The organism is Nocardia acididurans (assembly GCF_016741815.1).
In the GTDB taxonomy this organism is placed as follows: Bacteria; Actinomycetota; Actinomycetes; order Mycobacteriales; family Mycobacteriaceae; genus Nocardia; species Nocardia acididurans.
In genome coordinates this window covers 367,725-388,779 of the sequence record NZ_JAERRJ010000005.1, presented here as the reverse complement: position 1 = coordinate 388,779, position 21,055 = coordinate 367,725, and the positions used below count along the sequence as shown (strand labels likewise).

The following is a 21,055-nucleotide window of genomic DNA, read 5'->3' as shown; positions in this document are numbered from 1 at the left end:
TGTGCCCCGCACCCCCAACAGGTGCGGGGCACAACGCATTTCAGCGCGACTCCGGTATCCCGGCGCTGGTGGCCGGGATACATCCCCACGAACTCAGCGCTGGGCCTGCATCATCCGGCGGACCATGCGGCAGGTGGCGTCGGAGGGCCAGTGCACTCCGACGGCATCGGCTGTGCGCCGGATCTTTTCGTTGGTCGCCAGATCGGGGCTGAAGGTGCCCGCGTCGAGCAGTGCGATGGCCAGGCGCATGGCCTTGAGTCGGCGGTTGTGGGCGATGTACCAGGAACGCGGGCGTCCCGCGGGGAGCGGCTGCTTGGTGAGCGGCTTCCACGCGTGATCGATCACATCCCCCTTCTTGGGCACCGCCTCGTTGTCGATGGTGGGTACGGCAGTGAGCACGACCAATCCTCCCGTCGCGATCCGAGTTCGAACGGCGTGGCCGCTCGAACTCTCGAACACATCTTCGATTGTACCGGCCGCCACCGACAAAATCGGCTGCTCACAACAGGTTTGCCACTCGCTCGCCCCTCACCCGTTGCAGACAGACCGCACCACCCGTGAGTCCGAATCCCACCGTGACTCGGCCTCCGCCTCGGCCCGCGTTCCCCCGTTGCCCCCGGTGTAGCGATTCGCGATATCCGAATGCGAAACCGCCCCGCACGCCGTGAACGTGGTCAGCACAGTGCAATTCCCGCCGCACTGCGCCAACGCCGCCTGCTCGGCCGCCGGCCCGCTCGTGTGATTCCACGCCATCCCCAGCGCGCCCCGCTCCGCATCGGTGGCCATCGCCCCGTAATAGACCTGCCCCTGTGCGGGCGCACCGGGCAGCAGCGTCGCCGCCAGGCCGGCGAAAACGAACAGGCCGAAGCCGAACTTGCTCATGAGTATCCCCCCGGATGTGGTGTGAACTTCCACCCCGACCAATCACCCGGCGCGGCAAGAGGTTTGGCGCACCTCGCGGATTTCGGCCGAACCCGAAAAGGGGGCGGGCGGGTTAACGCGCGGAGGAACGTGAATTCACGCTGTGGCCACGGTGTTCCGAATCCGCCGGAGCGCGCTGCGCACGTACGTCATCACGGTTCCGGCCGCCGAACCCATGAGTTCCGCGGTCTCGGCATAGGTATTTCCCTCGTAGGTGCACAGGACGAGAGCTTCCCGCTCGCGCCGGGGGAGTTGCCCGAGGGCGGCTATCACCAAGCGGCGTAGGGCGATCGGATCGCCGGCGGGCAGACCGGCCCGGGCGGCGAGCAGGGCGAGGCGCTCTTCGCGGTCGGGTGCGGCGAGGCCGGATTCGCGGTCGGGTGCGGCACGGCCGGATTCGCGGTCGGGTGCGGCGAGGCCGGGTGTCGCGTCGCTGTCGGTGCTACCCAGCAGCAGGCGGGGGTCGCGGGCGCATGCGCGCAGCACCTCGCCCAGGAGGGCTTCGAATGCCGTGGTGCGCAGGACATCTCCGCCATCGGCCGCCGGAACGAATTCTTCGCGCATCCCCGGTTCCTACGCTTTCGTTGCCACGGGCGTGTGGTGCGATCGACGCTAGGTGCCGGGTGGCCGGGGCTGCGCGCAGTTTCGGCCTGATCCGAAGCGGGTTCCGGCTGCTGCTCCGGGGAGCTTTCGGTCGCACGGTGGCGGGTGACCTGCGAGGCTGTCCCTTATGTCTGGGGTTTTTCCCGGTGCCGGGCGGCTCGAGGCTGCGGTGGCGCGGGTGTTGGATGGGGCCGGTTCGCCGGTCGGGGCGGGATTCGTGATCGGGGCGGGGCGCATCGCCACATGTGCGCACGTGATCGAGGCGGCGGTGGGCGCGGGCCGTGTCGGCAGTGCGGGTATCGGCGCCACGCTGGACGCGGGCGGTGTCGGCACCACGGTGATGGTGGATTTCCCCATGGTGGCGGGCGCGCCGCGAATGGTGGCGCGAGTGCATCGATGGGAGCCCGTGCGCGCGGACGGGCGCGGCGATATCGCACTGCTGGCGGTGGCGGACGAGGAAGCCGGAGTGCTCGCGCCGCCGCCGCTGTGGCGTGCGGAAAGGCCGTGGGGGCGGGAGTTCCGCGCTATCGGATTCCCCTCCGAGCTGGCGGACGGGGTGTGGGTGTGGGGTGAGTTCCGGGCCGCGCAGGGTTCGGGCTGGCTGCAATTGCACGGGGCGAGTGGGGGACAGCCCATCACCGGCGGTTTCAGCGGGTCGCCGGTATGGGATACCGGCAGTGCGGCGGTGGTGGGTATGGCGGTGGCGGCCGATCGGCGGCGGCTCACCCGGACCGCGTTCATGATCCCGGTGAACGAGGTGCTCGGCATCGAACCGGAGTTGCTGCCAAACCCGTATCGCGGCCTGGAGCCCTTCGGCGAGAACGATTCCCGGTTCTTCTACGGGCGTGCCGCGGATATCGACCGGGTGCTGGAGGCCCTGCGGGAGCGTCCGATCGCGGCGGTGGTGGGCCGTTCCGGCATCGGCAAGTCCTCACTGGTCATGGCGGGCATCGCCGCGCGATCGCGGGCCGACGGTGTCCGCGTCGAATACCTTTCCGCCGAGGCGAATTGGGAGGTGCCCGACCTCGCGCCGGGTGAGAAGACGCTGCTGGTGGCGGATCAGTTCGAGGAGCTGGTCGCTACCGCCCCCGAGGTGGCGCGAGATCGCTTGCGCGCCCTGCTGGATCGTGCCGCGGACCCGGCGGTACATGTGCTGCTGACCCTGCGCTGGGACGTCATGGAAGCACTGGCCGACGACGACCTCGCCGCGGTGCTCGACCGGTCCACCGTGACCCTCGCACCCATGGGCCGCGACCAGCTGCGCCAGGCCATTCGCGGCCCCGCCACCCATGCCCCCGGCGTCGACCTCGACGACGATCTGGTGGAACGCCTCATCGACGACACCGTCGGCGAGCCCGGCGGCCTGCCGCTGCTCGAATCGGTCCTCACCGAGCTGTGGGAGCACCGCGAAGGCGGCCGTCTCACGCTCGCCGACTACGAACGCGTGGGCCGCGCGGCGGGATCCATCGCCCGCCGCGCCGAACGTGTCTACGGTCTGTTCCCGCCCGCGCCCCGGCAGCTGTCCGCGCCACCCCCTGGCGAGTCGGCGCCCGATCGGGAGCCGTCGCGGGACGGGGGTCCGCCGCCGGGTCCGGACCAACGTGCGGTGCGGCGGCTGCTGACCATGCTGGCGGCGCCGCGTGGGGACGGGTTCGTGCGGGTGCCCGTCTCCATGCGGGATCTGCCCGAATTGCGAACGGTGGCAGGGCAGCTGGCGCGCGAGCGACTGGTGGTGACCGGCCGGGGCGCGGACGACGCCGATGTGGTGGAGCTCGCGCACCAGTCGCTCATCGAGAACTGGCCGCGGCTGCGGGAGTGGCTCGAGCACGATCGGGACTTCCTGGCCTGGCAGCGCCGCACCGAACGGGAACGCCGGAGCTGGGAGTCGCAGCTGGGTGACGACGGCGGGCTGTTGCGCGGCAGCGCGCTGTCGGCTGCGGAGGAGTGGGTCGCGCGGCGGCCGGAGGATATCCCGGATCCGTTGCGGCACTACATCGCCGCGGGGGCAGGCGTGCGGCGGCGGGAGGTCCGCCGGTGGCGGGTGGTCACGGCGGTGCTGGCGGTGGTGGGTCTGGTGGCGGCGGGGACGGCCGTGCTCGCCTATCGGACGAGCGCGCAGCGAGCCGAGGCGTTGCGGTCGCTCGCCGGGGCGGCCCTCGCGGAACAGTCACTGCAACTGGCGGAATCGCAGCCCGGTCAGGCATTGCAGCTCGCGCAGGCGGCGGCGCGGCTGGCCCCCGATGACCCGAAAGTCGAATCCGCACTGCTGGTTCAGCAGTTGCGGCTGGCCTCGGCCACCTCGGTGCGCTCCGGTCTGGGCCGCGATATCCGGTTGGTGGCCGCGGACGAGGCGGGCTCGGTGGTGGTCACCGGTGACAGCGACGGCACCGTCACCGTCTGGCCCGGATTGCTCGACGGCGGTACCGATTCCTGGCAGCTGCCGATCCGGAACGCGGTGTCGCTCACCATGAGTGGCAACGGCGGCAAGCTCGCGACGGTGAACAGTCTCGGGGGAGTGGAGGTCTGGGATCTGGTGCGGCGCACCGGCCCGTACCGGGTGCATGCGGACGCGGCGATCACCGCGAGTGGATCGAGCGGCGCCGTGGATTCGAACGGTGCGACCGACGCGGTGGATTCGCACGGCGGTGCGGGCGTCGCCGCCACGGAGGTCGCGCAGATCCCGCCCACGGCGGTGTCCGCGAAATTCTCCACCGATGGTGCGCGCCTTGTGGTTTCGCGAGATCTGCGGCGCTCTCCGCTGCCGGTCGACAATGCCAAGCGTGTGCTCGCGGAGGTGGGTGACGCGGATGCGGTGGAGATCTTCGACACGGCCGCCGATCCGCCGGTCCGCGTCGGCGGGCACTCGGCCGGGTCTCCCGCGGATCTGCTTCCGCTGCAGGTGGATTCGAGTAGTTCGGAGGCGTGGTTCCATATCGTCGACGCGCGCGGCGAGCAGCGCTACGAGCGCCGGGCGGTGGACGGCGCGGTGGTGACCCCGGGGGCGGGGGACGAGGTGCGCGGCATCATCACCGGTTGCGGCGACGAGATGATCGGCACGGTCCTGGTTCGGGAGAGCGACGAGCGGAAGACCCTCGGTGTCGGCGCGGGCTGTCTGGACGTGCCGAGCGGCGCCGAGGTGGACCGGGACGAGACCGGCCGCTACCTGGTGATCTCGTATATGCCGGAGGGCACGCTGTTCCAGCTGATCCACCTGGTGGACACGGTCACCCAGCACCGCTACAAGGTGCAGGCGCGTTATCAGAGCACCGGCAGGCCCGGCTATCTGGTGCGCCCCGGCCCGGACGGCCCGGTGCTGTTCGTGGTCGGCGCGAACGATCTCACGCGGCACGCGCCCGCCGCCCGCATGGCCGCGCTCACCGAGTTCGGGGCCGTGCCCGCCGATATGACGTGGAGTGACAATGCCCGCTGGGTCGCCGAATTCCATTCGAGTACCAAGCGATTGGAATTACGTGAGGTGATCCCGCAGGTCCGGCAGACCGCCTCCGTGGCGGTGGCATGGCCGGCCGCGACCGAGAACGCCGCCCTGGCCGTCACCGCCGACGACAGGTATCTGGCCGTGGCCCTGGATTCGCATGAGCTGCACTTCTATTCGCTTCCCGACCTGCGCCCCGCCGGTGTGCAACCACTGCCGGTCCCGGCGGAATATCAAGGGGGCCGGTCGAAGAACGCCCCGAGTTCGGTGATCGCGACCCGCGACGGTGAGGTGGTGGTCCTGCACGCGGGCTACGTGACCCGCTGGAATACCGCCTCCGCCACCGCGATCGGCGCGCCGCAGCAGATCTGGCGGGATGCCGCGGAGCTGCGTTCCATCGCCGAATTGGGTTTCGGCGTCGCCAACGGCACGGTGCCCGGCGAGATCCTGATCGTGACGCGTCGCGCGATCACGGTGTGGGACAGCGATTCCGGTGCGCGGGTGCGGGTGATGGCCAGCAGTGCCACCGGCTGGCTGGAGGGCGTGTTCAAATCCACCGACATTCCGACCGTGTTCGTCTGGACCGAGCGCAGGCGCGTCGAACGCTGGAATACGGCGACGGGCAGCATCGAACCGGTCGCCATCTCGGTGCCGTGGGCCCCGTATCTGGAACTGCTGCACAACGGCCTGCTGGTGGCGGGCTGGGAGAACGGCAAGGTGCAGATCATGGACGGCGAGTACGGCATCCTGGTGAACGCGAAGATGCCGGCCGCGCGCGCTCGTCCGCAGGTGAACCGGGTCGGTGACACCTTCTACCTGATCACCGACAACGGCCTGCTCAGCCTGAACCTGGATCGCGAGCGCATCCTGGATCGCCTGTGTGCGGTCAGCGCCCGCGATTTCACGGCCGCCGAGCGCGCGCTGCTGCCGCCCGGCGCGGAGGACACGCCGCCGTGTTCGTGAGCGCACCCGCGCCCCGTCGCGTTCACGTGCCCCGGAAGTGACTGCCCCGGAAAGGGTTGCCCCGGAAAGAAGGGTCCGCCGCATCCGCCGTTCCCGGAAATTCGACCCAACCTTTCCGCCCGCACCGGAGTCCTTCCTCATGCAGACGGTGCGCGCCGTCGGAGGGGTACGGCGCGCGCCACTGCACCGAGCCGAGGAGGCCCCATGAGCAACCTGGTCAGTCGTGACCTGTCCGCCCTGCTCGGCGCGACCCGCGCCGCTGTACTGGAGGCCATCGCCGATGGCGGCAGCACTACGGAAGTCGCACTGCGCCTGGGTGTCTCCCCGTCCTCGGCGAGCGAGCACGCCGCCGTCCTGCGCCGCGCGGGTCTGGTGATCAGCGTCCGCGCCCGCAATCAGGTCCGCCATCACCTGACGCCGCTGGGTATCGCCCTGCTGGGTTTGGAGCAGCCCGCACAGCGGGTGGCGGGCGAGCAGTCCCACGCCCGGCATCCCGCGATCAGGCGGCCTGGAGATTCGCGCGCACCTTGGCCAGCGCACCCGCCACGTACGCTTTGACGGTTCCCGCCGCCAGGCCCATCAGCTCGGCGGTCTGCGCATAGGTGTTGCCCGCGTAGGTGTGCAGGACCACGGCTTCGCGTTCGCGCGGGGGCAGTTGCCCGAGGGCGTCGATGAGCAGGTGGCGCAGGGTGACGAGGTCGTCGAACGGGATTCCGGTGCGGTCGGCGAGCCGGGTGATGTGTTCCTCGCCGTCGGGTTCGACGCGGCCGCGGTCGGCGGCGTTGCGCCGCCAGCGGTCGCGCACCAGGTTGCGGGTGGCGGTCCACAGGTAGCCGACCATGGCGGCGGTGTCGCTGATCTCGGGCCGTGCGGCGTAGGTGCGCATGAGCGCGGTCTGCACGATGTCCTCGGCGTCCGCGCGATCCCCGACCTGGATGATCGCCCATCCGATGAGCTTGTCCCGCTCGGATTCGTAGGCCTCGACGAGGATTTCGTCGAATACGTCGCCCGCGCCCGACGCTCGCGTCCGCGCGACCCGCACCAGGGCGCTGCCCGTCGAGGCGATGAGCAGCAGCGGGTCGTGCGCGCAGTCGCGCAGGATCGTGCCCAGCAGTTCGCCGAGTGCCGTTTCGGCCGGGTCCTGGTCCGGTCGCATACCCCTACCTCGCGCAGTCCACCAGTGTCGCTGTTGTGCAGCGTACGACAGTTGGGAGGCCCGCACGCGGGTTCGCGGCCCGCCCGGTTCTGGACCGACGGAGCGGGGGAGCGAAGCGGAGGAGGGAAGAATCGGGTTACAGGGCCGCGGACGGCCGCAGCGAAGCGGAGGCAATTAAACTCAGCCGTATGACCGGAATGGACCGCCCACGGCGGTTGCGCCGTACTCCCGCCATGCGTCGTCTGGTAGCCGAAACCACGCTCCAGCCGCGGCAGTTGGTGCTCCCCATGTTCGTCGCCGACGGCCTCGACGAGCCGCGTGAAATCTCTTCCATGCCAGGCGTTTACCAGCATTCGATGGATTCGCTGCGCAAGGCCGCGGTGGAAGCCGTGGCGGCGGGCGTCGGCGGTCTCATGCTGTTCGGCGTCCCGCGCGCCGAGGACAAGGACGCGGACGGCAGTCAGGCCTCCGATCCGGACGGCATCCTGAACCGCGGTCTGCGCGCCCTCGTGCAGGAGGTCGGCGGTTCCACCGTCGTCATGGCCGATACCTGTCTCGACGAATTCACCTCGCACGGCCACTGCGGCGTGCTGAACGACGCGGGCGCGGTCGACAACGACGCCACCCTGCGCCGCTACGTGGATATGGCGGTCGCGCAGGCCGAAACGGGCGCCGACCTGCTCGGCACCAGCGGCATGATGGACGGTCAGGTCGGCGCGATCCGCGCGGGCCTGGATGCGGCGGGTTACACCGACACCGGCATCCTGGCCTACGCCGCCAAGTACGCCTCGGCCTTCTACGGCCCGTTCCGGGAGGCCGTGGCCTCTTCCCTGGAGGGCGACCGGCGCAGCTATCAGCAGGATCCGGCGAACCGCCGCGAGGCGATCCGGGAGCTGGAGCTGGATCTGGCCGAGGGCGCGGACATCGTGATGGTGAAACCGGCCATGTCCTACCTCGACATCCTGCGTGAGGTCGCGGATCGTTCGACGGTTCCGGTGGCGGCCTATCAGATCTCGGGTGAGTACGCGATGATCACCGCCGCCGCGCAGAACGGCTGGATCGACCGTCGTGGCGCGATCCTGGAGTCGCTCATGGGTATTCGCCGCGCGGGCGCGGATATGGTGCTGACCTACTGGGCCACCGAGGCCTCGCACTGGCTGTCGTGAAGTGAGCGAACGAGTATCGACGATCGTGAATCCGATGGTTCCCCCGGTGGCGCCGCGCCCCGCGCCGCCCGATGACGTCCGCACCGCCTGTCAGCTCTGGTATGCCGCGCTGGCGGTCGGGGTGGTGCAGGTGGTGGCGGGTCTGCTGTCCCAGCTCGGGCGGCGGCGTGAGCTGGCGCAGCAGATGTTCGACGAGATGAAGGACAGTCAGCCCACGATCACGCTGGCGCAGGTGGAGATGTGGGTGCCGATCGTCTTCGGACTGGTCGGATTCTTCTGGCTGATCCTGACCGGTGTCGGCGCGGCCATCGTCTATCAGCTCGGGCGCGGAAAGAACTGGGCGCGTGCGCTGCTCACCGGTTTGGCGCTGTTCTTCGTGCTGGGCGCGGTGGGCACGTTCTTCATGGGTGGCGACGAAGCGCCCGGGGCCGCGTCGCTGGTGGCGAGCTGCGCCGGAATCGTGCAGGGCGTGCTGGCGGCCGGAGCCGTATTCCTTTGCTTCCGAAAGGATTCCGACGCGTACTTCCGTCCGGTAGCACGATGAGTACTCCCGAGTTTGTTACGGACGTACTAACGGGTATGGTGAGGGTTGTCACAGGGATTTCGGGAACCGGAAGTCGTTCGTCATGCGTTGTGCCATGGTCGGTTTGCTTCCGGGAGAGCGGAGGCAACGATGCGAGTGGTGATCCAGCAGCCGCACAGCCTTCGGCGAGATGTGCTGGTGTTGAGTCTGCTGTTTCTGTTCGGACTGCTCACCCTCGCCGTGCTGTTGATTCCGGGTCTCGTCGGCTGAGCCCCATGACCTGTGCGCATGGCCTATGAGTGCGGCCCAGACCCCCACGGCCGTGCTGTTTTCCGAACCTGGCGCGCGCTGGCGCACCATCGCCTACGGCCCCGCGCTGTGCGCGATCATCCTGATTCTGGAGGTCGTGCGCGGTGGCGCCGTCCACTGGTTCGGGCTCGTCTTCTGCGCCGCCCTGCTCGCCGGATTCGTCTGGTTGCAGGTACTGGCCGGCAAACGTCACATCAGCGTCGAATTGACGCCCGAGCAGCTGCGACAGGGCACCGAGGTGGTGCCGCTGAGCAATATCGCCGCCGTGCTGCCCGAAGTCGACGAAGAATCCTGGGATGATGAGGATTGGGAGTCGGCGCGCGCCCTCGGTGAGCTCACCGGAGTGCCGCGGCGGCGCAAGGGCATCGGGCTGAAGTTGAAGAACGGCGATCTGGTGCAGGCGTGGGCCCGGGACCATCGGACGCTGCGGGCGGAATTGTCCGCGGCATTGGAACCGGCGACCGGTGACGAGGCGAAGGAGGCGCGGTGATGCGATGGCTCGCCGTGCTCGTCGAATTCATGCTCGCCACGCTGCTGACGGTGGCGGCGGTGTGGTGCTGGCGCAATGGCATTCAGCACACCTGGTTCCAACCGGTCGGCGACGCACCGGGATTCGAGGCGGTCCGGTATTCGGGGCCGTGGCTGGCGCTGTCCGCCGGCACGGTGATCATCGCCGGGCTGTTGCTGATCGATCTGGTTACTCGCGCGTTCCGCCGCGCGCACTGATCAACCGGCGGACAATGGGCGCATGATGCGAACCAGTGAGGTCTCGACATCCGGGCTGGATCTGCTCCCACCCCAATTGAATTGCCTGTTCAGCACAGGGTGGGCGCTGTTCTGCCTAGGTCTGCCGCTGTCCTGAGCCGAGCCGTCAGTCCCAGCTCTGGTAAATATCCAGCACTCGTCCACCGCGGGTGCCGGGCGCATTCACGTACACGATGACGCTGCCACCGGGATGCTCGGCGGCCTCCATCACCACCTGCCGCAGCGACGCGTGCACGCCGCCCTTCTCGTCCCGGTAGATCTCGGTCTCCGGGTGCAGGCCCGCGCCCATCCGATTCAACGGCACGAACATGGTGACGATCGCCGGGACCGGCCCGCTCGCCACCGCCCGGGTCTCCTCCGGCGACAGGTGCATGCCGACCCGCCCCTGATCCGGTTGCGCGATGGGCGCACCCGCCACCGCCTCCCCGGCTGCCGCACACACTGCCGCCGCACCCGCCGCGACCATGATGATCCCCGCGCCGAACCGCCTGACCCGCAACGTCCCGCCCTCTCGCCGATGCCGCTTCCTTGGGCCGAGAGATTACTCACAAGCAACCTTTCAGCGACCAAGATCGGCCGATTCGCGTGCGGGCGTGTTGCCTGGCGAGCGAATCAATTTCACAGATGCGGGTCTGCGGATGGCTGCACCTGTATGTTCGCGGCCCGCCCCCGATTCTGGACTGACGGAGCGGGGGAGCGAAGCGGAGGAGCGGAGGAGGGAAGAATCGGGGTTACAGGGCCGCGAACCGCCCGGAGCGAAGCGGAGGGCAAATTAGGCACGTGCGACACTGGGTGCCGTGAGTTCTTCTCCGCGTGCGAGCCAGGCTTCGGTGCCGGTCTCGGCCCAACTCTTCGAACGCGCCGCCGGTGTCATTCCCGGAGGCGTGAATTCACCGGTGCGGGCGTTCAATTCCGTGGGCGGAACCCCGCGGTTCATCGCCTCCGCACGCGGGTACACACTGACCGACGCCGACGGCAACGACTACGTCGACCTGGTGTGTTCGTGGGGGCCCATGATCCTGGGCCACGCGCACCCCGCGGTGGTCGAAGCCGTGCAGCGGGCGGCCACCGGCGGCCTGTCCTTCGGCGCGCCGACCGAGGCGGAGATCCTGCTGGCCGAGGCCATCGCGGCGCGGGTCGAGCCGGTCGAGCGGGTGCGGCTGGTGAACTCCGGCACCGAGGCGACCATGAGCGCGGTCCGCCTGGCACGCGGTTTCACCGGCAACTCCAAGATCATCAAATTCAGCGGCTGCTACCACGGGCACGTGGACGCGCTGCTGGCCGACGCCGGCTCCGGTGTCGCCACGCTCGGCCTGCCCACCTCGCCCGGCGTCACCGGCGCGCAGGCGGCCGACACCATCGTGCTGCCCTACAACGATCTGCGGGCCGTCGCGGACACCTTCACCGCGTACCCGGGTGAGATCGCCTGCGTCATCACCGAGGCGGCCGCGGGCAATATGGGCGCGGTCGCGCCGCTGCCCGGCTTCAACGAGGGCCTGCGCGAGCTGACCCGCAAGCACGGCGCACTGCTCATCATGGATGAGGTCATGACCGGATTCCGGGTGAGCGCCTCGGGCTGGTACGGCATCGACGGCGTCGCGGGCGATCTCTACACCTTCGGCAAGGTCATGTCCGGCGGCCTGCCCGCCGCGGCCTTCGGTGGTCGCGCCGACATCATGAACCATCTGGCCCCGCTCGGCCCGGTCTATCAGGCGGGCACCCTGTCCGGTAATCCGGTCGCCGTCGCGGCGGGCCTGGCCACGCTGAAGGCCGCCGACGCGGAGGTCTACGCGGCCCTCGACCGCAATGCCAAGCGCCTCGGCGCGCTCTTCACCGAGGCCCTCTCGGCGGAAGGCGTCCCGCACCAGGTGCAATTCGCGGGCAATATGGTGAGCGTGTTCTTCGCCGAGAGCCCGGTCACCGACTACGCCACCGCCAAGGCCGCCCAGACCTGGCGTTTCCCCGCCTTCTTCCACGCGCTGCTCGACCACGGCGTCTACGCCCCGCCGAGCGCCTTCGAGGCATGGTTCGTCTCCGCGGCCCTGGACGAGAACGCATTCGACCGCATCGCCGCCGCCCTCCCCGCCGCCGCCCGCGCCGCGGCGGCCGCCACCCCTGAAGGATCCGCCGCGTGACCTCCAACCCCGATACCTCCCTAACCCCGCCCGCCCAAGCCCAGGCCCCCCTCTCCCAGGAGGATGCCGCCCGCCTGCTGGCCGCCATCCGCCAGACCGAGGACCAGGCCGCCGAGACCGAAACCGCCGCTCCCGCAGCCGACTCCGCCGCGCCTGTCCGGGGTGAGTCCGGCAGCGCCGCAGCCGAGCCGATCTCGGAGGGCGCGGAAGACGCTGCCGCCGAGGCTGTTTCGCCCGATGTCGACGCCGCCGAGCTGCTCGCTGCGGAAGATGTTGTCGCCGAGGCTGTTTCGATCGGATCTGCGAACTCGGACGCCGATCCCGCTGCGGCCGAGTCTGATTCCGCCGAGGCCGCCGGTGTCGAGCGGGTCGACTTCGCGTTCGTGTCCGGCACCGTGGAGGAGGCCGTGGCCGAAGCCACCGGTTCGTCGAACGTGATCATTCCGGGCGACGTGGCCTCGGATGTCGAGACCATCGTGCACGTCATGCGGCACGGGGAGGTGCACAACCCGAAGGGGATCCTGTACGGCCGCCTGCCCGGCTTCCAGCTGTCGGTGACCGGACGGTCGCAGGCCGCCGCCGTGGCGCGCTCGCTGGCCGATCACGATATCGCGCTGGTGGTGGCCTCGCCGCTGCAGCGCGCGCAGGAAACCGCGGAACCCGTTGCGGGACAGCACGGTCTGGTCATCCGCACCGACGACAATCTCATCGAGGCGGGCAACACCTTCGAGGGTCTGCGCGTGTCCGTCGGCGACGGCGCACTGCGCAAGCCCCGGCACTGGTGGAAGCTGCGCGACCCGTTCACCCCGTCCTGGGGCGAGCCGTACCTGCAGATCGCGCACCGCATGCTCGCCGCCGTGAACAAGGCGCGCGTGGAGGCCGCGGGCCGCGAGGCCGTGCTGGTGTCGCATCAGCTGCCGGTGTGGACGCTGCGCCGTTTCCTGCAGGGTCAGCGCCTGTGGCATGACCCGCGGCAGCGGCAGTGCTCTCTCGCCTCCCTGACTTCCCTTGTCTACCAGGGCGATACGTTGATCGACATTGTCTACTCCGAACCCGCGGGCGCGACCGATCCCATGGTGACCGGAGCATGAGACGGGCCATCGCGTCACTGCCGGGTCCGATCCGGGCGGTGGTTGCACTGGCGAGCATCTGCCTGGTGCTCGCCGGTTGCTCCACCGCGGGCAAGGACGCGGTGGCCCAGGGTGGCACCTTCGATTTCGTCTCGCCCGGCGGCAAGACCGATATCTTCTACGATCCGCCGTCCGCGCGCGGCACCATCGGCAAGCTGTCGGGCCCCGATCTCATGACGGACGATAAGACCACCTCCGTCACCGACTTCGCGGGTCAGATCGTCGTCATCAACCTGTGGGGCCAGTGGTGCGGCCCCTGCCGCGCGGAAGCCCCTGCGCTGGAAAAGGTTTACGAGGCCAACCGGGACAAGGGCGTCGCCTTCCTCGGTATCAACGTGCGCGACAACCAGAAGGACAAGGCGCAGGATTTCGTCACCGACAACAAGGTCGGCTACCCGTCCATCTACGACCCGTCCATGCGCAGCCTGCTCGCGCTCGGCGGCAAGTTCCCGACCAGCGTCATCCCCACCACCATCGTGCTGGATCGGCAGCATCGGGTGGCGGCGGTGTTCCTGCGTTCGCTGCTCGCCGAGGATCTGCAGCCCACCATCGACGATCTCGTGCGAGAGGGTCAGGAGTGAGCGCCGGCGTGACAGTGCTTGCGGGCGTGGGGGAGTCGTTCCAGCAGACGGCGGCCACCGGCCCGCTGCTGCTCGCCCTGGGCGCGTGCGTACTGGCCGGGCTGGTGTCGTTCGCGTCGCCGTGCGTGGTGCCGCTGGTGCCGGGTTACCTGTCGTATCTGGCGGGTGTGGTCGGTGCGGAAGCGCCGCCGGTGACCGTCGAATCCGCCAGGCGCACAGCGGTTGCCGAGAAGAGCGGCCGACTGCGGGTGGCCGGTGCGGCGGGCCTGTTCGTGGCCGGATTCACCGTGGTGTTCGTGCTCGCGTCGGTGTCCGTGTTCGGCGCGATCAGCATGCTGGATCTGAATCGTGAACTGCTGCAACGCATCGGCGGCGTGGTCACGATCATCATGGGGCTGGCGTTCATCGGCCTCATCCCGGCGCTGCAGCGCGACACCCGCATGGAGCCGAAGCGGTTGAGCGGCGTGCTCGGCGCGCCCCTGCTGGGTGCGGTGTTCGCGCTCGGCTGGACGCCGTGCCTCGGCCCGACCCTGTCCGGTGTCATCTCCGTCTCCGCGGGCACCGAGGGCACCACCGCCGCGCGCGGTGTCGCCCTCATCGTGGCCTACTGTCTCGGCCTGGGCCTGCCGTTCGTGATCCTGGCGTTCGGTTCGGCGTCCGCGCTGCGCGGTGTCGGCTGGCTGCGCCGTAATTCCCGCACCATCCAGGTGATCGGCGGCATCCTGCTGGTGCTCGTCGGTTTCGCCCTGGTGACCGGGGCCTGGGACCAGTTCGTCTCCTGGGTCCGTGACGCCTTCGTCTCGAATGTGACCCTCCCTATCTGACATGACCGTGACCGCTGAAACCCCCGCCCCCGCCCCGTCCCGTCCGCCGCGTCAGTCGCTGCCGCGGCGCGCGTTCGCGTTGCTGCGCAACACCTGGCGCGGACTCACCTCCATGCGCACCGCGCTCATGCTGCTGTTCCTGTTGGCGCTGGCCGCGATTCCGGGCGCGCTGCTGCCGCAGCGCAGCCTGAACGAGGCGAAGGTGAAGTCCTACATCGCGGATCGGCCCACGCTGGGTCCGTGGATGGACCGGCTCGAACTGTTCGACGTGTTCTCCAGCTTCTGGTTCACGGCGATCTACGTGCTGCTGTTCGTGTCGCTGGTGGGGTGCATCCTGCCGCGCGTGTGGGATCACTATCAGGCGATGCGGACGCAGCCGGTGAAGGCGCCGCGCAATCTGTCCCGGCTGCCCTACAACTATTCGGGCGCGGACAGCGAGACGCCGGACGAAGTGGTCGACCGGGCGCGCAAGGAGCTGCGCGGCTGGAAGACGCTGGTGCTGCCCGGTTCTCGCGAGGGCGAGCTGACGCTGTCCGCGGAGAAGGGCTACACCCGAGAGCTCGGCAATATCGTCTTCCACCTGGCGCTGGTGGCGCTGCTGGCGGCCATCGCGATCGGCAAGCTGTTCGGGTACGAGGGCAATGTGGTCGTGATCGCGAACGACGGCCCGGGTTTCTGCACGACCTCGCCCGCGGTGTTCGACTCGTTCCGGGCGGGCAATGTCATCGACGGCACGGGTTTGACGCCGATGTGCATCCGCGTCAAGAACTTCAAGGCCGATTATCTGCCGAACGGTCAGGCCGAGATGTTCACCTCGGATATCGAATATCAGGCCGGGGACGACCTGAACACGAACACCTGGCGGGCCACCACCATCAAGGTGAATCATCCGCTGCGGGTGGCGGGGGACCGGCTCTACCTGCAGGGTCATGGTTTCGCGCCGAAGTTCACGGTGACCTTCCCGAACGGGCAGACCCGTACCGAGGCCATCCAGTGGCGGCCCGACGATGCCACCACCTTCCTGTCCTCCGGTGTGCTGCGCATCGATCCGCCGGGCGGCATGTACCCGAACGAGACGGATCGTCGCAAGAACCAGATCGCCATCCAGGGCCTGTTCGCGCCGACCGCGCTGCTGCACGGCTCACTGCTCACCTCCGCGTTCCCGACTTTGACGGATCCGATGGTGGCGGTGGACATCTACCGTGGTGAAACCGGTTTGGATACCGGCCGCGCGCAGTCGCTGTTCACCCTGGACCCGGAGATGATCAAGCAGGGTCGTCTGACGAAGGAACAGCGCGTCAACCTGAAGCCCGGCGAATCGGTTTCGCTCTCCGACGGCACCAAGGTCACTTTCGACGGTGCCGAGGAGTTCGTGAACGTGCAGGTCTCGCACGACCCCGCACAGGGCTGGGTACTGGTCAGCGCCCTCACCATGATGGCGGGCCTGCTGGTGTCCCTGCTGGTGAAGCGCCGCCGCATCTGGCTGCGCGTCTACCCGGACCCCACCCCTGGCGAACAACGACGTACCGTAGTAGAAATGGGCGGACTGGCCCGCACCGACCAGGCCGGTTGGGGCGGCGAATTCGACCGGCTCCGGAAACGCCTGCTGGACAAGGACAAGCCTTCGGCCACCACCGATCGCACGGGAGAATGAACATGCCGATCGACGAAACCCTCGCCGGTTACAGCAACCTCGCCTTCAAAACGGCGTGGATCGTCTACACCCTGGTGCTGGCCATGCTCATCATCCAGTACTCCGCCAAGGGCAAAACCAAATCCGAAGAACGCGAACTGGTAGCCGCGGGCGGCATCGAAACCCCGCCCGCCGTAGGCAAAGTCGAGGTCGGCAAACTCGAATCCCGCCCCCCGCGCCCCCTCCCGGAGCGCCTCGGCAACATGGCCTTCGCCGTCCTCTTCGTCGGCATCGGCCTGCACCTGGCCTCGATCGTGTTGCGCGGCTTCGCAACCCACCGCTTCCCCCTCGGCAACATGTACGAGTTCATCACCATGGCCACCGCCGCGGGCGTGGTCACGGGCCTCGTCTTCATGTACGACCGCCGCTACCGCGCCATGTGGGTCTTCCTCCTGGCCCCCGTCCTCATCCTGATGTTCCTGGCAGGCCAGGTCCTCTACGCCGAAGCGGCCCCGGTAGTCCCCGCCCTCAAATCGTTCTGGCTCCCCATCCACGTAACGATCGTCAGCATCGGCTCCGGCATCTTCCTCCTCTCCGGCGTAGCCAGCATCCTGTTCCTCCTCCGCCTCCGCCAGCCCGCAGGCGAAGAATCCTCGAACCTCCTCGGCGCCCTGGCCCGCCGCCTCCCCGACGCCCGCACCCTCGACCGCCTCGCCTACAAAACCACCATCGTCGGCTTCCCCCTCTTCGGCGCAGGCGTAATCCTCGGCGCCATCTGGGCCGAAGCCGCCTGGGGCCGCTTCTGGGGCTGGGACCCGAAGGAAACCGTCTCCTTCATCACCTGGGTCGTCTACGCCGCCTACCTCCACGCCCGAGCCACCTCCGGCTGGCGCGACACCAAAGCCGCCTGGATCAACATCGCCGGCTTCACCGCCATGCTCTTCAACCTCTTCATCATCAACATCGTGGTCAGCGGCCTGCACAGCTACGCGGGCCTGAACTAACCGCGCCCCCGAACAGCCGAACGCCCCGGTCGCCCAGGCCGGGGCGTTCATGCTGTCAACCACCGTTCCGGAGCTTGTACGAATCATGCGCCCCGCGGTAGCGCGAATCTCAGTGGTTCGCTCCGTGGTCGCCACGGATGTCACCGCGGCGGCGCGTGTCTAGCGTTATGAGCATGGAAAACGGAGGAGAACGATCATGAAGTTCCGGACTCTCGTCGAACCCCCCGAGCCCATGCGCGGCCTGGAGGTTCCACCCGAAGTGGTCGAAGCGCTCGGCGAAGGCGCCCGCCCGCCGGTAACGATCACGATCAACGGGCATACCTGGAAGAGCCGCGTCGCCCTCATGCGCGGCCGCTACCTGCTCGGCCTCAGCAACGCCAACCGGCAGGCCGCAGGTGTCGAGATCGGCGAAAGGATCGAAGTCGACCTCGAACTGGACACCGAGCCGCGCGTCATCGTAGAACCCCCCGACTTCACCGCAGCCCTGGACGCCGACCCCGTCGCCCGCGCCGCCTACGACAACCTCGCCTACAGCCGCAAACGCGAACACGTCCACGCCATCGAGAGCGCGAAGAAGCCTGAAACACGGCAGCGCCGCATCGAAAAGGCCATCACCACCCTGCGCGGCTGAATCCGCAGACACCCCAGAACTATGCATTTTCTTGGCTGGTAGCCAAGAAAATGCATACTGCGCGAGGGGCGCTTACTTCGTGGTCATTGCTGACCGGAGTCCCCGGGTGCTGACGAGAGCGCGCTTGCCGCAGCCGAACAGAGACTTGGGCTTCATCTCGACCCTCAGTATCGACAGTTCCTCAGCCGTGCCGACGGCCGGCCGCGCTGGGACCGCTACCAGTCTCTGCTCGGCACCCACGAGATGGTCACCGACAAGGTCATCTTCGACGGATCACGGGCCACATGGTCGACGGTCTTCGAAGGACTACACATCTTCCTGCAGGACGGCGGCGAAAAGGCATGGAACCAACCCCATCCTCCAGCCGAACTCCTCATCCCCATCGAAGCGACCGAAGACGTGTTCTACACAGCCGCCATCGTCGGATCCCCTTACGGCACTGCCACACCCGGGCCGATCTTCGCCTTCAGTTCAGCCGGAATCGACCGCTGGCCAACCTTCACCCACTACCTGCAGCACCAGATCAACCACTGGCAGGAAGTCATTCGGCAAAGCTAGTGGTCGCGCGGACCGAGTCGGCCAAGCCCCGGCCGACCGAACGTACTGATCTGCCGATGAACGTGTCAGGGCATTCGTGGCAGTTCGCTGTTCTTAGACTCCGACTCGACCGGATTGCTACCAACGTGAGGGGCATCGTGTTTAGCCAGTTCGATCGCGTTGTGGTCACCACCGGCGACTTCGAGGATCTTGGCGTACCGCATGGCGCGACGTGCTTCATCCTCGACCTCTACCCTGACGGTGGGTTCGAACTCGACTACACCGACGCGGACACCGGCGCGACCATCGTGTTCTTCAGCGCTCGCGCCGACCAGATAGCTCCTGCCGACTGATGCCATGCTGGGCTCCCGCCGGGGCCTCTCCTGTGCAGCGTCGAAACATCCTGTTCTGCCGCTGGTCACGCTGACCGAACCGGCCAGCGCGGGCAGGCCGAAGGTCAACGGGCTGAGCCGATCTGGCTCGGCCAGACGCACCCTCATCCCGAATGCAGGACGATCGTCCGCAGTAGTTTCGTTGTTGCACATGGGTATTCGCCCAGCGCTGAGCTTCCGGATGGTTCTGCCGTGGCGGTCAGCTCCGTATCTCGCTGTCCTTATCGAGGAACGGGTTGGGAACCTGTCGCCGCGAGGGACAGGTCCCACAGTCGGGCGGCCGCTTCGGGATCGATAGCGTATTCACGAACGCCACCGTTGTCCATGTGCTGGTCGGGGTCGGCGACACGCGCGATGTCACAGTCTTCGAGGTACAGCCCGCCTTTGTCATGCAGGAGTGGGGACGTGGCTGCCCACAGGCCGGTGGCGGCACCCTGGGAGGGCGTTTTGAAATCCGCGCCGATCACGGTTCCGTGTTCGTCTACCCATCCGCGGTCTATCTGCTCCTGCAAGGTCATCTCGCGCTGGAGACCGGTGATGATCTTGCCTGGGTGCAGGGCGAACGCCCGCACACCGTCGTCGTGGCCGAGTGCGTCGAGGTGGATCGCGAACAGGATGTTGGCGGTCTTGGCCTGTCCGTAGGCCAGCCATTTGTCGTAGCCGGTGCGGAAGTGCGGGTCCTGCCAGCGGATGTCGGTCAGTGCATGTCCGGCGGAGCTGTTGACCACCACACGCGCGCCGTCGGCCGCGGCCAGCAGCGGGTAGAGCTCGCAGGCGAGCAGGAAATGCCCGAGGTGATTGATGGCGAACTGGCCTTCCCAGCCAGGGCCTACGCGGGTTTCCGGGGTGGCCATGACACCCGCGATCCCCATCAGCAGGTCGAGCCTGTCGAAGGAGTCCTTGATGTGGGTGGCGGCGGTCCGCACACTCGCGAAGTCGGCCAGATCCAGCGAAATGATCTGGCAGCCTTGCACATCCGCGAGCGCGGTGCGGGCGACGTCGGGCCGGCGTGCGGGAACGATGACCTGTGCACCCGCGGCGGCCAGGCAGCGGGTTGTTTCGAGGCCGAGTCCGGAATAGCCCCCGGTCACGACAGCCGTCCTACCGGACAGGTCGAGGCCGGCCATGACGTCTTCGGCGGTGCTGGTAGCGGAAAAGGGTGAAGCGAGGGGCTGCTGATCGATGATGCGCATGGCCCCGACACTACGATCTAGAGCGAGGTCTAGATCAAGTCGTAATCTGTACGGTGTGACGACGACCGCACCGGATGAACAGAACTCGCTGAGTATCGGGGAAGTGGCCGCGCGGACCGGGCTGAGTGTGCACACGCTGCGTTTGTACGAGCGGGAAGGTCTGCTGGTCGGACCGGTGCAGCGCACCAGCGGCGGACGGCGCCGCTACACCGGTCGCGACGTCGATTGGCTGTCGATCTGCGTCAAACTCCGGGAATCCGGTATGCCCCTGGCCGATCTCAAACGATTCGCCGAACTGGTACGGCAGGGGCCGGGCAACGAGGCCGAACGCCTGCAACTACTCGACACCCATCGGCAGCGCGTCGATTCTCAGATCAAAGCCCTCGAGGACTGCCGCACCGTCATCACCTGGAAGGTTGGCGTCTACGCCGACCACCTCGCCCGCGGGGAAGCAGACGGGCTTTGGGATCCAACGAACACCGAGCGTGCGGTCGACCGTCGAGTGTCTGGAGGCTTATTCGGATCTCGGGGCCGGTCACAGCCAGCCGGAGCTGGTGGCGAGGCGGACGGCGTCGATGCGATTGCGGGCCTGGAGTTTGGTGACGGCGGCGGCGAGGTAGTTGCGGACTGTTCCGTGGGAGAGGTGTAGGTGTATGGCGATTTCTTTGGGGTCGGCGCCTTCGGCGTAGCAGCGCAGTACCTGGGCTTCGCGTGTGGTGAGTGGGTTGGGTGGGGTGCGCAGGGCGGTCATGGCGAGGCCGGGGTCGAGGACCTGTCCGCCGGAGGCGACGGTGCGTACCGCGCGGACGAGTTCTCGGCTGGGGGTGTCTTTGAGCAGGTAGCCGGATACGCCGATGTGCAGGGCACGCCGTAGGTGAGCGGGGGTGGCCAGGGTGGTGAGGATGAGTATTCGGCAGTTCGGGTGGCGCTCGCGCAGGGTGGCGGCGGCGGTCAGTCCGTCGGTTCCGGGCAGGTTGATGTCGAGCAGGGCGACGTCGGCTTGTTGGGCGATTGCTGTGGTCGCGATGGAGTCGCCGTTGTCGAGTGCGGCGACGACCTGGAGGTCGTTCTCCAACTCCAGTGAAGTGACCAAGGTTTCGCGTAGTAGGCGCATATCCTCGGCAATCAGCACCCTGATCATGTGATGTCGTTCCTT

General features: G+C 68.2%; 22 protein-coding genes and 1 pseudogene. 16 read left to right on the top strand and 7 right to left on the bottom strand.

The genetic code is table 11. The features are described 5' to 3' along the window. Nucleotides 1–93: 93 nt before the first annotated feature. The 3 genes from JK358_RS15015 to JK358_RS15005 all read right to left on the bottom strand — a co-directional run bounded on the left by JK358_RS15015 (nucleotide 94) and on the right by JK358_RS15005 (nucleotide 1,485). Nucleotides 94–399: a hypothetical protein gene (locus JK358_RS15015; RefSeq protein WP_232851283.1), complete on the bottom strand. Its 306-nt coding sequence runs from the start codon at nucleotides 397–399 to the stop codon at nucleotides 94–96. A 129-nt stretch (nucleotides 400–528) separates the two neighbouring features. Continuing rightward, nucleotides 529–882: a DUF4189 domain-containing protein gene (locus JK358_RS15010; protein WP_201948019.1), complete on the bottom strand. Its 354-nt coding sequence runs from the start codon at nucleotides 880–882 to the stop codon at nucleotides 529–531. Between the two features lie 135 nt (nucleotides 883–1,017). Beyond that, a complete protein-coding gene (locus JK358_RS15005) occupies nucleotides 1,018–1,485 on the bottom strand; it encodes an RNA polymerase sigma factor (RefSeq protein WP_201948017.1) in 468 nt (155 codons plus the stop codon). A 166-nt stretch (nucleotides 1,486–1,651) separates the two neighbouring features. On the opposite strand from JK358_RS15005, the gene JK358_RS40010 reads away from it, so the two are divergent. Next, nucleotides 1,652–5,920 carry a serine protease gene (locus JK358_RS40010; protein WP_201948015.1) on the top strand — a complete coding sequence of 1,423 codons (4,269 nt, stop codon included), beginning with the start codon at nucleotides 1,652–1,654 and terminating at the stop codon, nucleotides 5,918–5,920. A gap of 204 nt (nucleotides 5,921–6,124) precedes the next feature. Beyond that, complete coding sequence (locus tag JK358_RS14995) at nucleotides 6,125–6,478, top strand: ArsR/SmtB family transcription factor (RefSeq protein ID WP_201948013.1); 354 nt, start codon at nucleotides 6,125–6,127, stop codon at nucleotides 6,476–6,478. On the opposite strand, the gene JK358_RS14990 is transcribed toward JK358_RS14995, so the two are convergent. After that, nucleotides 6,420–7,076: an RNA polymerase sigma factor gene (locus tag JK358_RS14990; protein ID WP_201948011.1), complete on the bottom strand. Its 657-nt coding sequence runs from the start codon at nucleotides 7,074–7,076 to the stop codon at nucleotides 6,420–6,422. The genes JK358_RS14995 and JK358_RS14990 overlap by 59 nt on opposite strands. 188 nt (nucleotides 7,077–7,264) lie before the next feature. Between JK358_RS14990 and hemB the strand changes: the two genes are divergently transcribed. The 4 genes from hemB to JK358_RS14970 all read left to right on the top strand — a co-directional run bounded on the left by hemB (nucleotide 7,265) and on the right by JK358_RS14970 (nucleotide 9,800). Then, a complete protein-coding gene (gene hemB, locus JK358_RS14985) occupies nucleotides 7,265–8,242 on the top strand; it encodes a porphobilinogen synthase (RefSeq protein WP_201948008.1) in 978 nt (325 codons plus the stop codon). Nucleotides 8,243–8,276: 34 nt separating this feature from the next. Beyond that, the gene (locus JK358_RS14980) at nucleotides 8,277–8,786 is read left to right on the top strand and encodes a hypothetical protein (RefSeq protein ID WP_201948006.1); all 510 of its coding nucleotides are present in this window, start codon (nucleotides 8,277–8,279) and stop codon (nucleotides 8,784–8,786) included. Nucleotides 8,787–9,060: 274 nt separating this feature from the next. Next, the gene (gene mce1N / locus JK358_RS14975) at nucleotides 9,061–9,564 is read left to right on the top strand and encodes a transport-regulating membrane protein Mce1N (RefSeq protein ID WP_201948004.1); all 504 of its coding nucleotides are present in this window, start codon (nucleotides 9,061–9,063) and stop codon (nucleotides 9,562–9,564) included. After that, nucleotides 9,564–9,800, top strand: coding sequence for a hypothetical protein (locus tag JK358_RS14970; RefSeq protein ID WP_201948001.1), 237 nt, complete (start codon nucleotides 9,564–9,566; stop codon nucleotides 9,798–9,800). Before mce1N ends, JK358_RS14970 begins: the two co-directional genes overlap by 1 nt. 145 nt (nucleotides 9,801–9,945) lie before the next feature. Here JK358_RS14970 and JK358_RS14965 read toward each other — a convergent pair whose 3' ends face one another. Then, nucleotides 9,946–10,338, bottom strand: coding sequence for a hypothetical protein (locus JK358_RS14965; protein WP_232851282.1), 393 nt, complete (start codon nucleotides 10,336–10,338; stop codon nucleotides 9,946–9,948). Between the two features lie 298 nt (nucleotides 10,339–10,636). Between JK358_RS14965 and hemL the strand changes: the two genes are divergently transcribed. The 9 genes and pseudogenes from hemL (at nucleotide 10,637) to JK358_RS14920 (ending at nucleotide 18,667) form a co-directional block, all read left to right on the top strand. Then, nucleotides 10,637–11,974: a glutamate-1-semialdehyde 2,1-aminomutase gene (gene hemL / locus JK358_RS14960; RefSeq protein WP_201947998.1), complete on the top strand. Its 1,338-nt coding sequence runs from the start codon at nucleotides 10,637–10,639 to the stop codon at nucleotides 11,972–11,974. Between the two features lie 485 nt (nucleotides 11,975–12,459). Further along, nucleotides 12,460–13,065 carry a histidine phosphatase family protein gene (locus tag JK358_RS14955; RefSeq protein ID WP_201948393.1) on the top strand — a complete coding sequence of 202 codons (606 nt, stop codon included), beginning with the start codon at nucleotides 12,460–12,462 and terminating at the stop codon, nucleotides 13,063–13,065. After that, the gene (locus JK358_RS14950) at nucleotides 13,062–13,685 is read left to right on the top strand and encodes a TlpA disulfide reductase family protein (RefSeq protein ID WP_201947995.1); all 624 of its coding nucleotides are present in this window, start codon (nucleotides 13,062–13,064) and stop codon (nucleotides 13,683–13,685) included. Before JK358_RS14955 ends, JK358_RS14950 begins: the two co-directional genes overlap by 4 nt. Before the next feature lie 8 nt (nucleotides 13,686–13,693). Further along, entirely contained in the window at nucleotides 13,694–14,509 is an 816-nt protein-coding gene (locus JK358_RS14945; RefSeq protein ID WP_372440665.1) for a cytochrome c biogenesis CcdA family protein, read from the top strand. A 1-nt stretch (nucleotide 14,510) separates the two neighbouring features. After that, nucleotides 14,511–16,163 (top strand): cytochrome c biogenesis protein ResB, encoded by a 1,653-nt coding sequence (resB, locus tag JK358_RS14940; protein WP_201947990.1) that lies wholly within the window; start codon nucleotides 14,511–14,513, stop codon nucleotides 16,161–16,163. 2 nt (nucleotides 16,164–16,165) lie between these two features. Beyond that, complete coding sequence (gene ccsB / locus JK358_RS14935; RefSeq protein WP_201947988.1) at nucleotides 16,166–17,146, top strand: c-type cytochrome biogenesis protein CcsB; 981 nt, start codon at nucleotides 16,166–16,168, stop codon at nucleotides 17,144–17,146. Nucleotides 17,147–17,342: 196 nt separating this feature from the next. Further along, a complete protein-coding gene (locus JK358_RS14930) occupies nucleotides 17,343–17,777 on the top strand; it encodes a YdeI/OmpD-associated family protein (RefSeq protein ID WP_201947986.1) in 435 nt (144 codons plus the stop codon). Between the two features lie 117 nt (nucleotides 17,778–17,894). Further along, nucleotides 17,895–18,335 (top strand): annotated as a pseudogene (locus JK358_RS14925) (SMI1/KNR4 family protein); the annotation flags it as partial. Then, nucleotides 18,335–18,667 (top strand): hypothetical protein, encoded by a 333-nt coding sequence (locus JK358_RS14920; RefSeq protein WP_201947983.1) that lies wholly within the window; start codon nucleotides 18,335–18,337, stop codon nucleotides 18,665–18,667. The pseudogene JK358_RS14925 and the gene JK358_RS14920, both read left to right, overlap by 1 nt. Nucleotides 18,668–18,927: 260 nt before the next feature. On the opposite strand, the gene JK358_RS14915 is transcribed toward JK358_RS14920, so the two are convergent. Beyond that, nucleotides 18,928–19,899 (bottom strand): SDR family NAD(P)-dependent oxidoreductase, encoded by a 972-nt coding sequence (locus tag JK358_RS14915; RefSeq protein WP_201947981.1) that lies wholly within the window; start codon nucleotides 19,897–19,899, stop codon nucleotides 18,928–18,930. Nucleotides 19,900–19,954: 55 nt separating this feature from the next. Between JK358_RS14915 and JK358_RS14910 the strand changes: the two genes are divergently transcribed. Beyond that, nucleotides 19,955–20,548 (top strand): MerR family transcriptional regulator, encoded by a 594-nt coding sequence (locus tag JK358_RS14910; RefSeq protein WP_307817523.1) that lies wholly within the window; start codon nucleotides 19,955–19,957, stop codon nucleotides 20,546–20,548. On the opposite strand, the gene JK358_RS14905 is transcribed toward JK358_RS14910, so the two are convergent. Continuing rightward, nucleotides 20,435–21,040 carry a response regulator transcription factor gene (locus JK358_RS14905; RefSeq protein WP_201947979.1) on the bottom strand — a complete coding sequence of 202 codons (606 nt, stop codon included), beginning with the start codon at nucleotides 21,038–21,040 and terminating at the stop codon, nucleotides 20,435–20,437. The genes JK358_RS14910 and JK358_RS14905 overlap by 114 nt on opposite strands. Nucleotides 21,041–21,055: the final 15 nt, after the last annotated feature.

Excerpts from the sequence above, each read along its gene's own strand:
- JK358_RS15010 (WP_201948019.1), bottom strand. The coding sequence starts at position 882 with ATGAGCAAGTTCGGCTTCGGCCTGTTCGTTTTCGCCGGCCTGGCGGCG.
- JK358_RS15005 (WP_201948017.1), bottom strand. The coding sequence starts at position 1,485 with ATGCGCGAAGAATTCGTTCCGGCGGCCGATGGCGGAGATGTCCTGCGC.
- JK358_RS40010 (WP_201948015.1), top strand. The coding sequence starts at position 1,652 with ATGTCTGGGGTTTTTCCCGGTGCCGGGCGGCTCGAGGCTGCGGTGGCG.
- JK358_RS14995 (WP_201948013.1), top strand. The coding sequence starts at position 6,125 with ATGAGCAACCTGGTCAGTCGTGACCTGTCCGCCCTGCTCGGCGCGACC.
- JK358_RS14990 (WP_201948011.1), bottom strand. The coding sequence starts at position 7,076 with ATGCGACCGGACCAGGACCCGGCCGAAACGGCACTCGGCGAACTGCTG.
- hemB (WP_201948008.1), top strand. The coding sequence starts at position 7,265 with ATGACCGGAATGGACCGCCCACGGCGGTTGCGCCGTACTCCCGCCATG.
- JK358_RS14980 (WP_201948006.1), top strand. The coding sequence starts at position 8,277 with ATGGTTCCCCCGGTGGCGCCGCGCCCCGCGCCGCCCGATGACGTCCGC.
- mce1N (WP_201948004.1), top strand. The coding sequence starts at position 9,061 with ATGAGTGCGGCCCAGACCCCCACGGCCGTGCTGTTTTCCGAACCTGGC.
- JK358_RS14970 (WP_201948001.1), top strand. The coding sequence starts at position 9,564 with ATGCGATGGCTCGCCGTGCTCGTCGAATTCATGCTCGCCACGCTGCTG.
- JK358_RS14955 (WP_201948393.1), top strand. The coding sequence starts at position 12,460 with ATGCGGCACGGGGAGGTGCACAACCCGAAGGGGATCCTGTACGGCCGC.
- JK358_RS14950 (WP_201947995.1), top strand. The coding sequence starts at position 13,062 with ATGAGACGGGCCATCGCGTCACTGCCGGGTCCGATCCGGGCGGTGGTT.
- resB (WP_201947990.1), top strand. The coding sequence starts at position 14,511 with ATGACCGTGACCGCTGAAACCCCCGCCCCCGCCCCGTCCCGTCCGCCG.
- ccsB (WP_201947988.1), top strand. The coding sequence starts at position 16,166 with ATGCCGATCGACGAAACCCTCGCCGGTTACAGCAACCTCGCCTTCAAA.
- JK358_RS14930 (WP_201947986.1), top strand. The coding sequence starts at position 17,343 with ATGAAGTTCCGGACTCTCGTCGAACCCCCCGAGCCCATGCGCGGCCTG.
- JK358_RS14915 (WP_201947981.1), bottom strand. The coding sequence starts at position 19,899 with ATGCGCATCATCGATCAGCAGCCCCTCGCTTCACCCTTTTCCGCTACC.
- JK358_RS14905 (WP_201947979.1), bottom strand. The coding sequence starts at position 21,040 with ATGATCAGGGTGCTGATTGCCGAGGATATGCGCCTACTACGCGAAACC.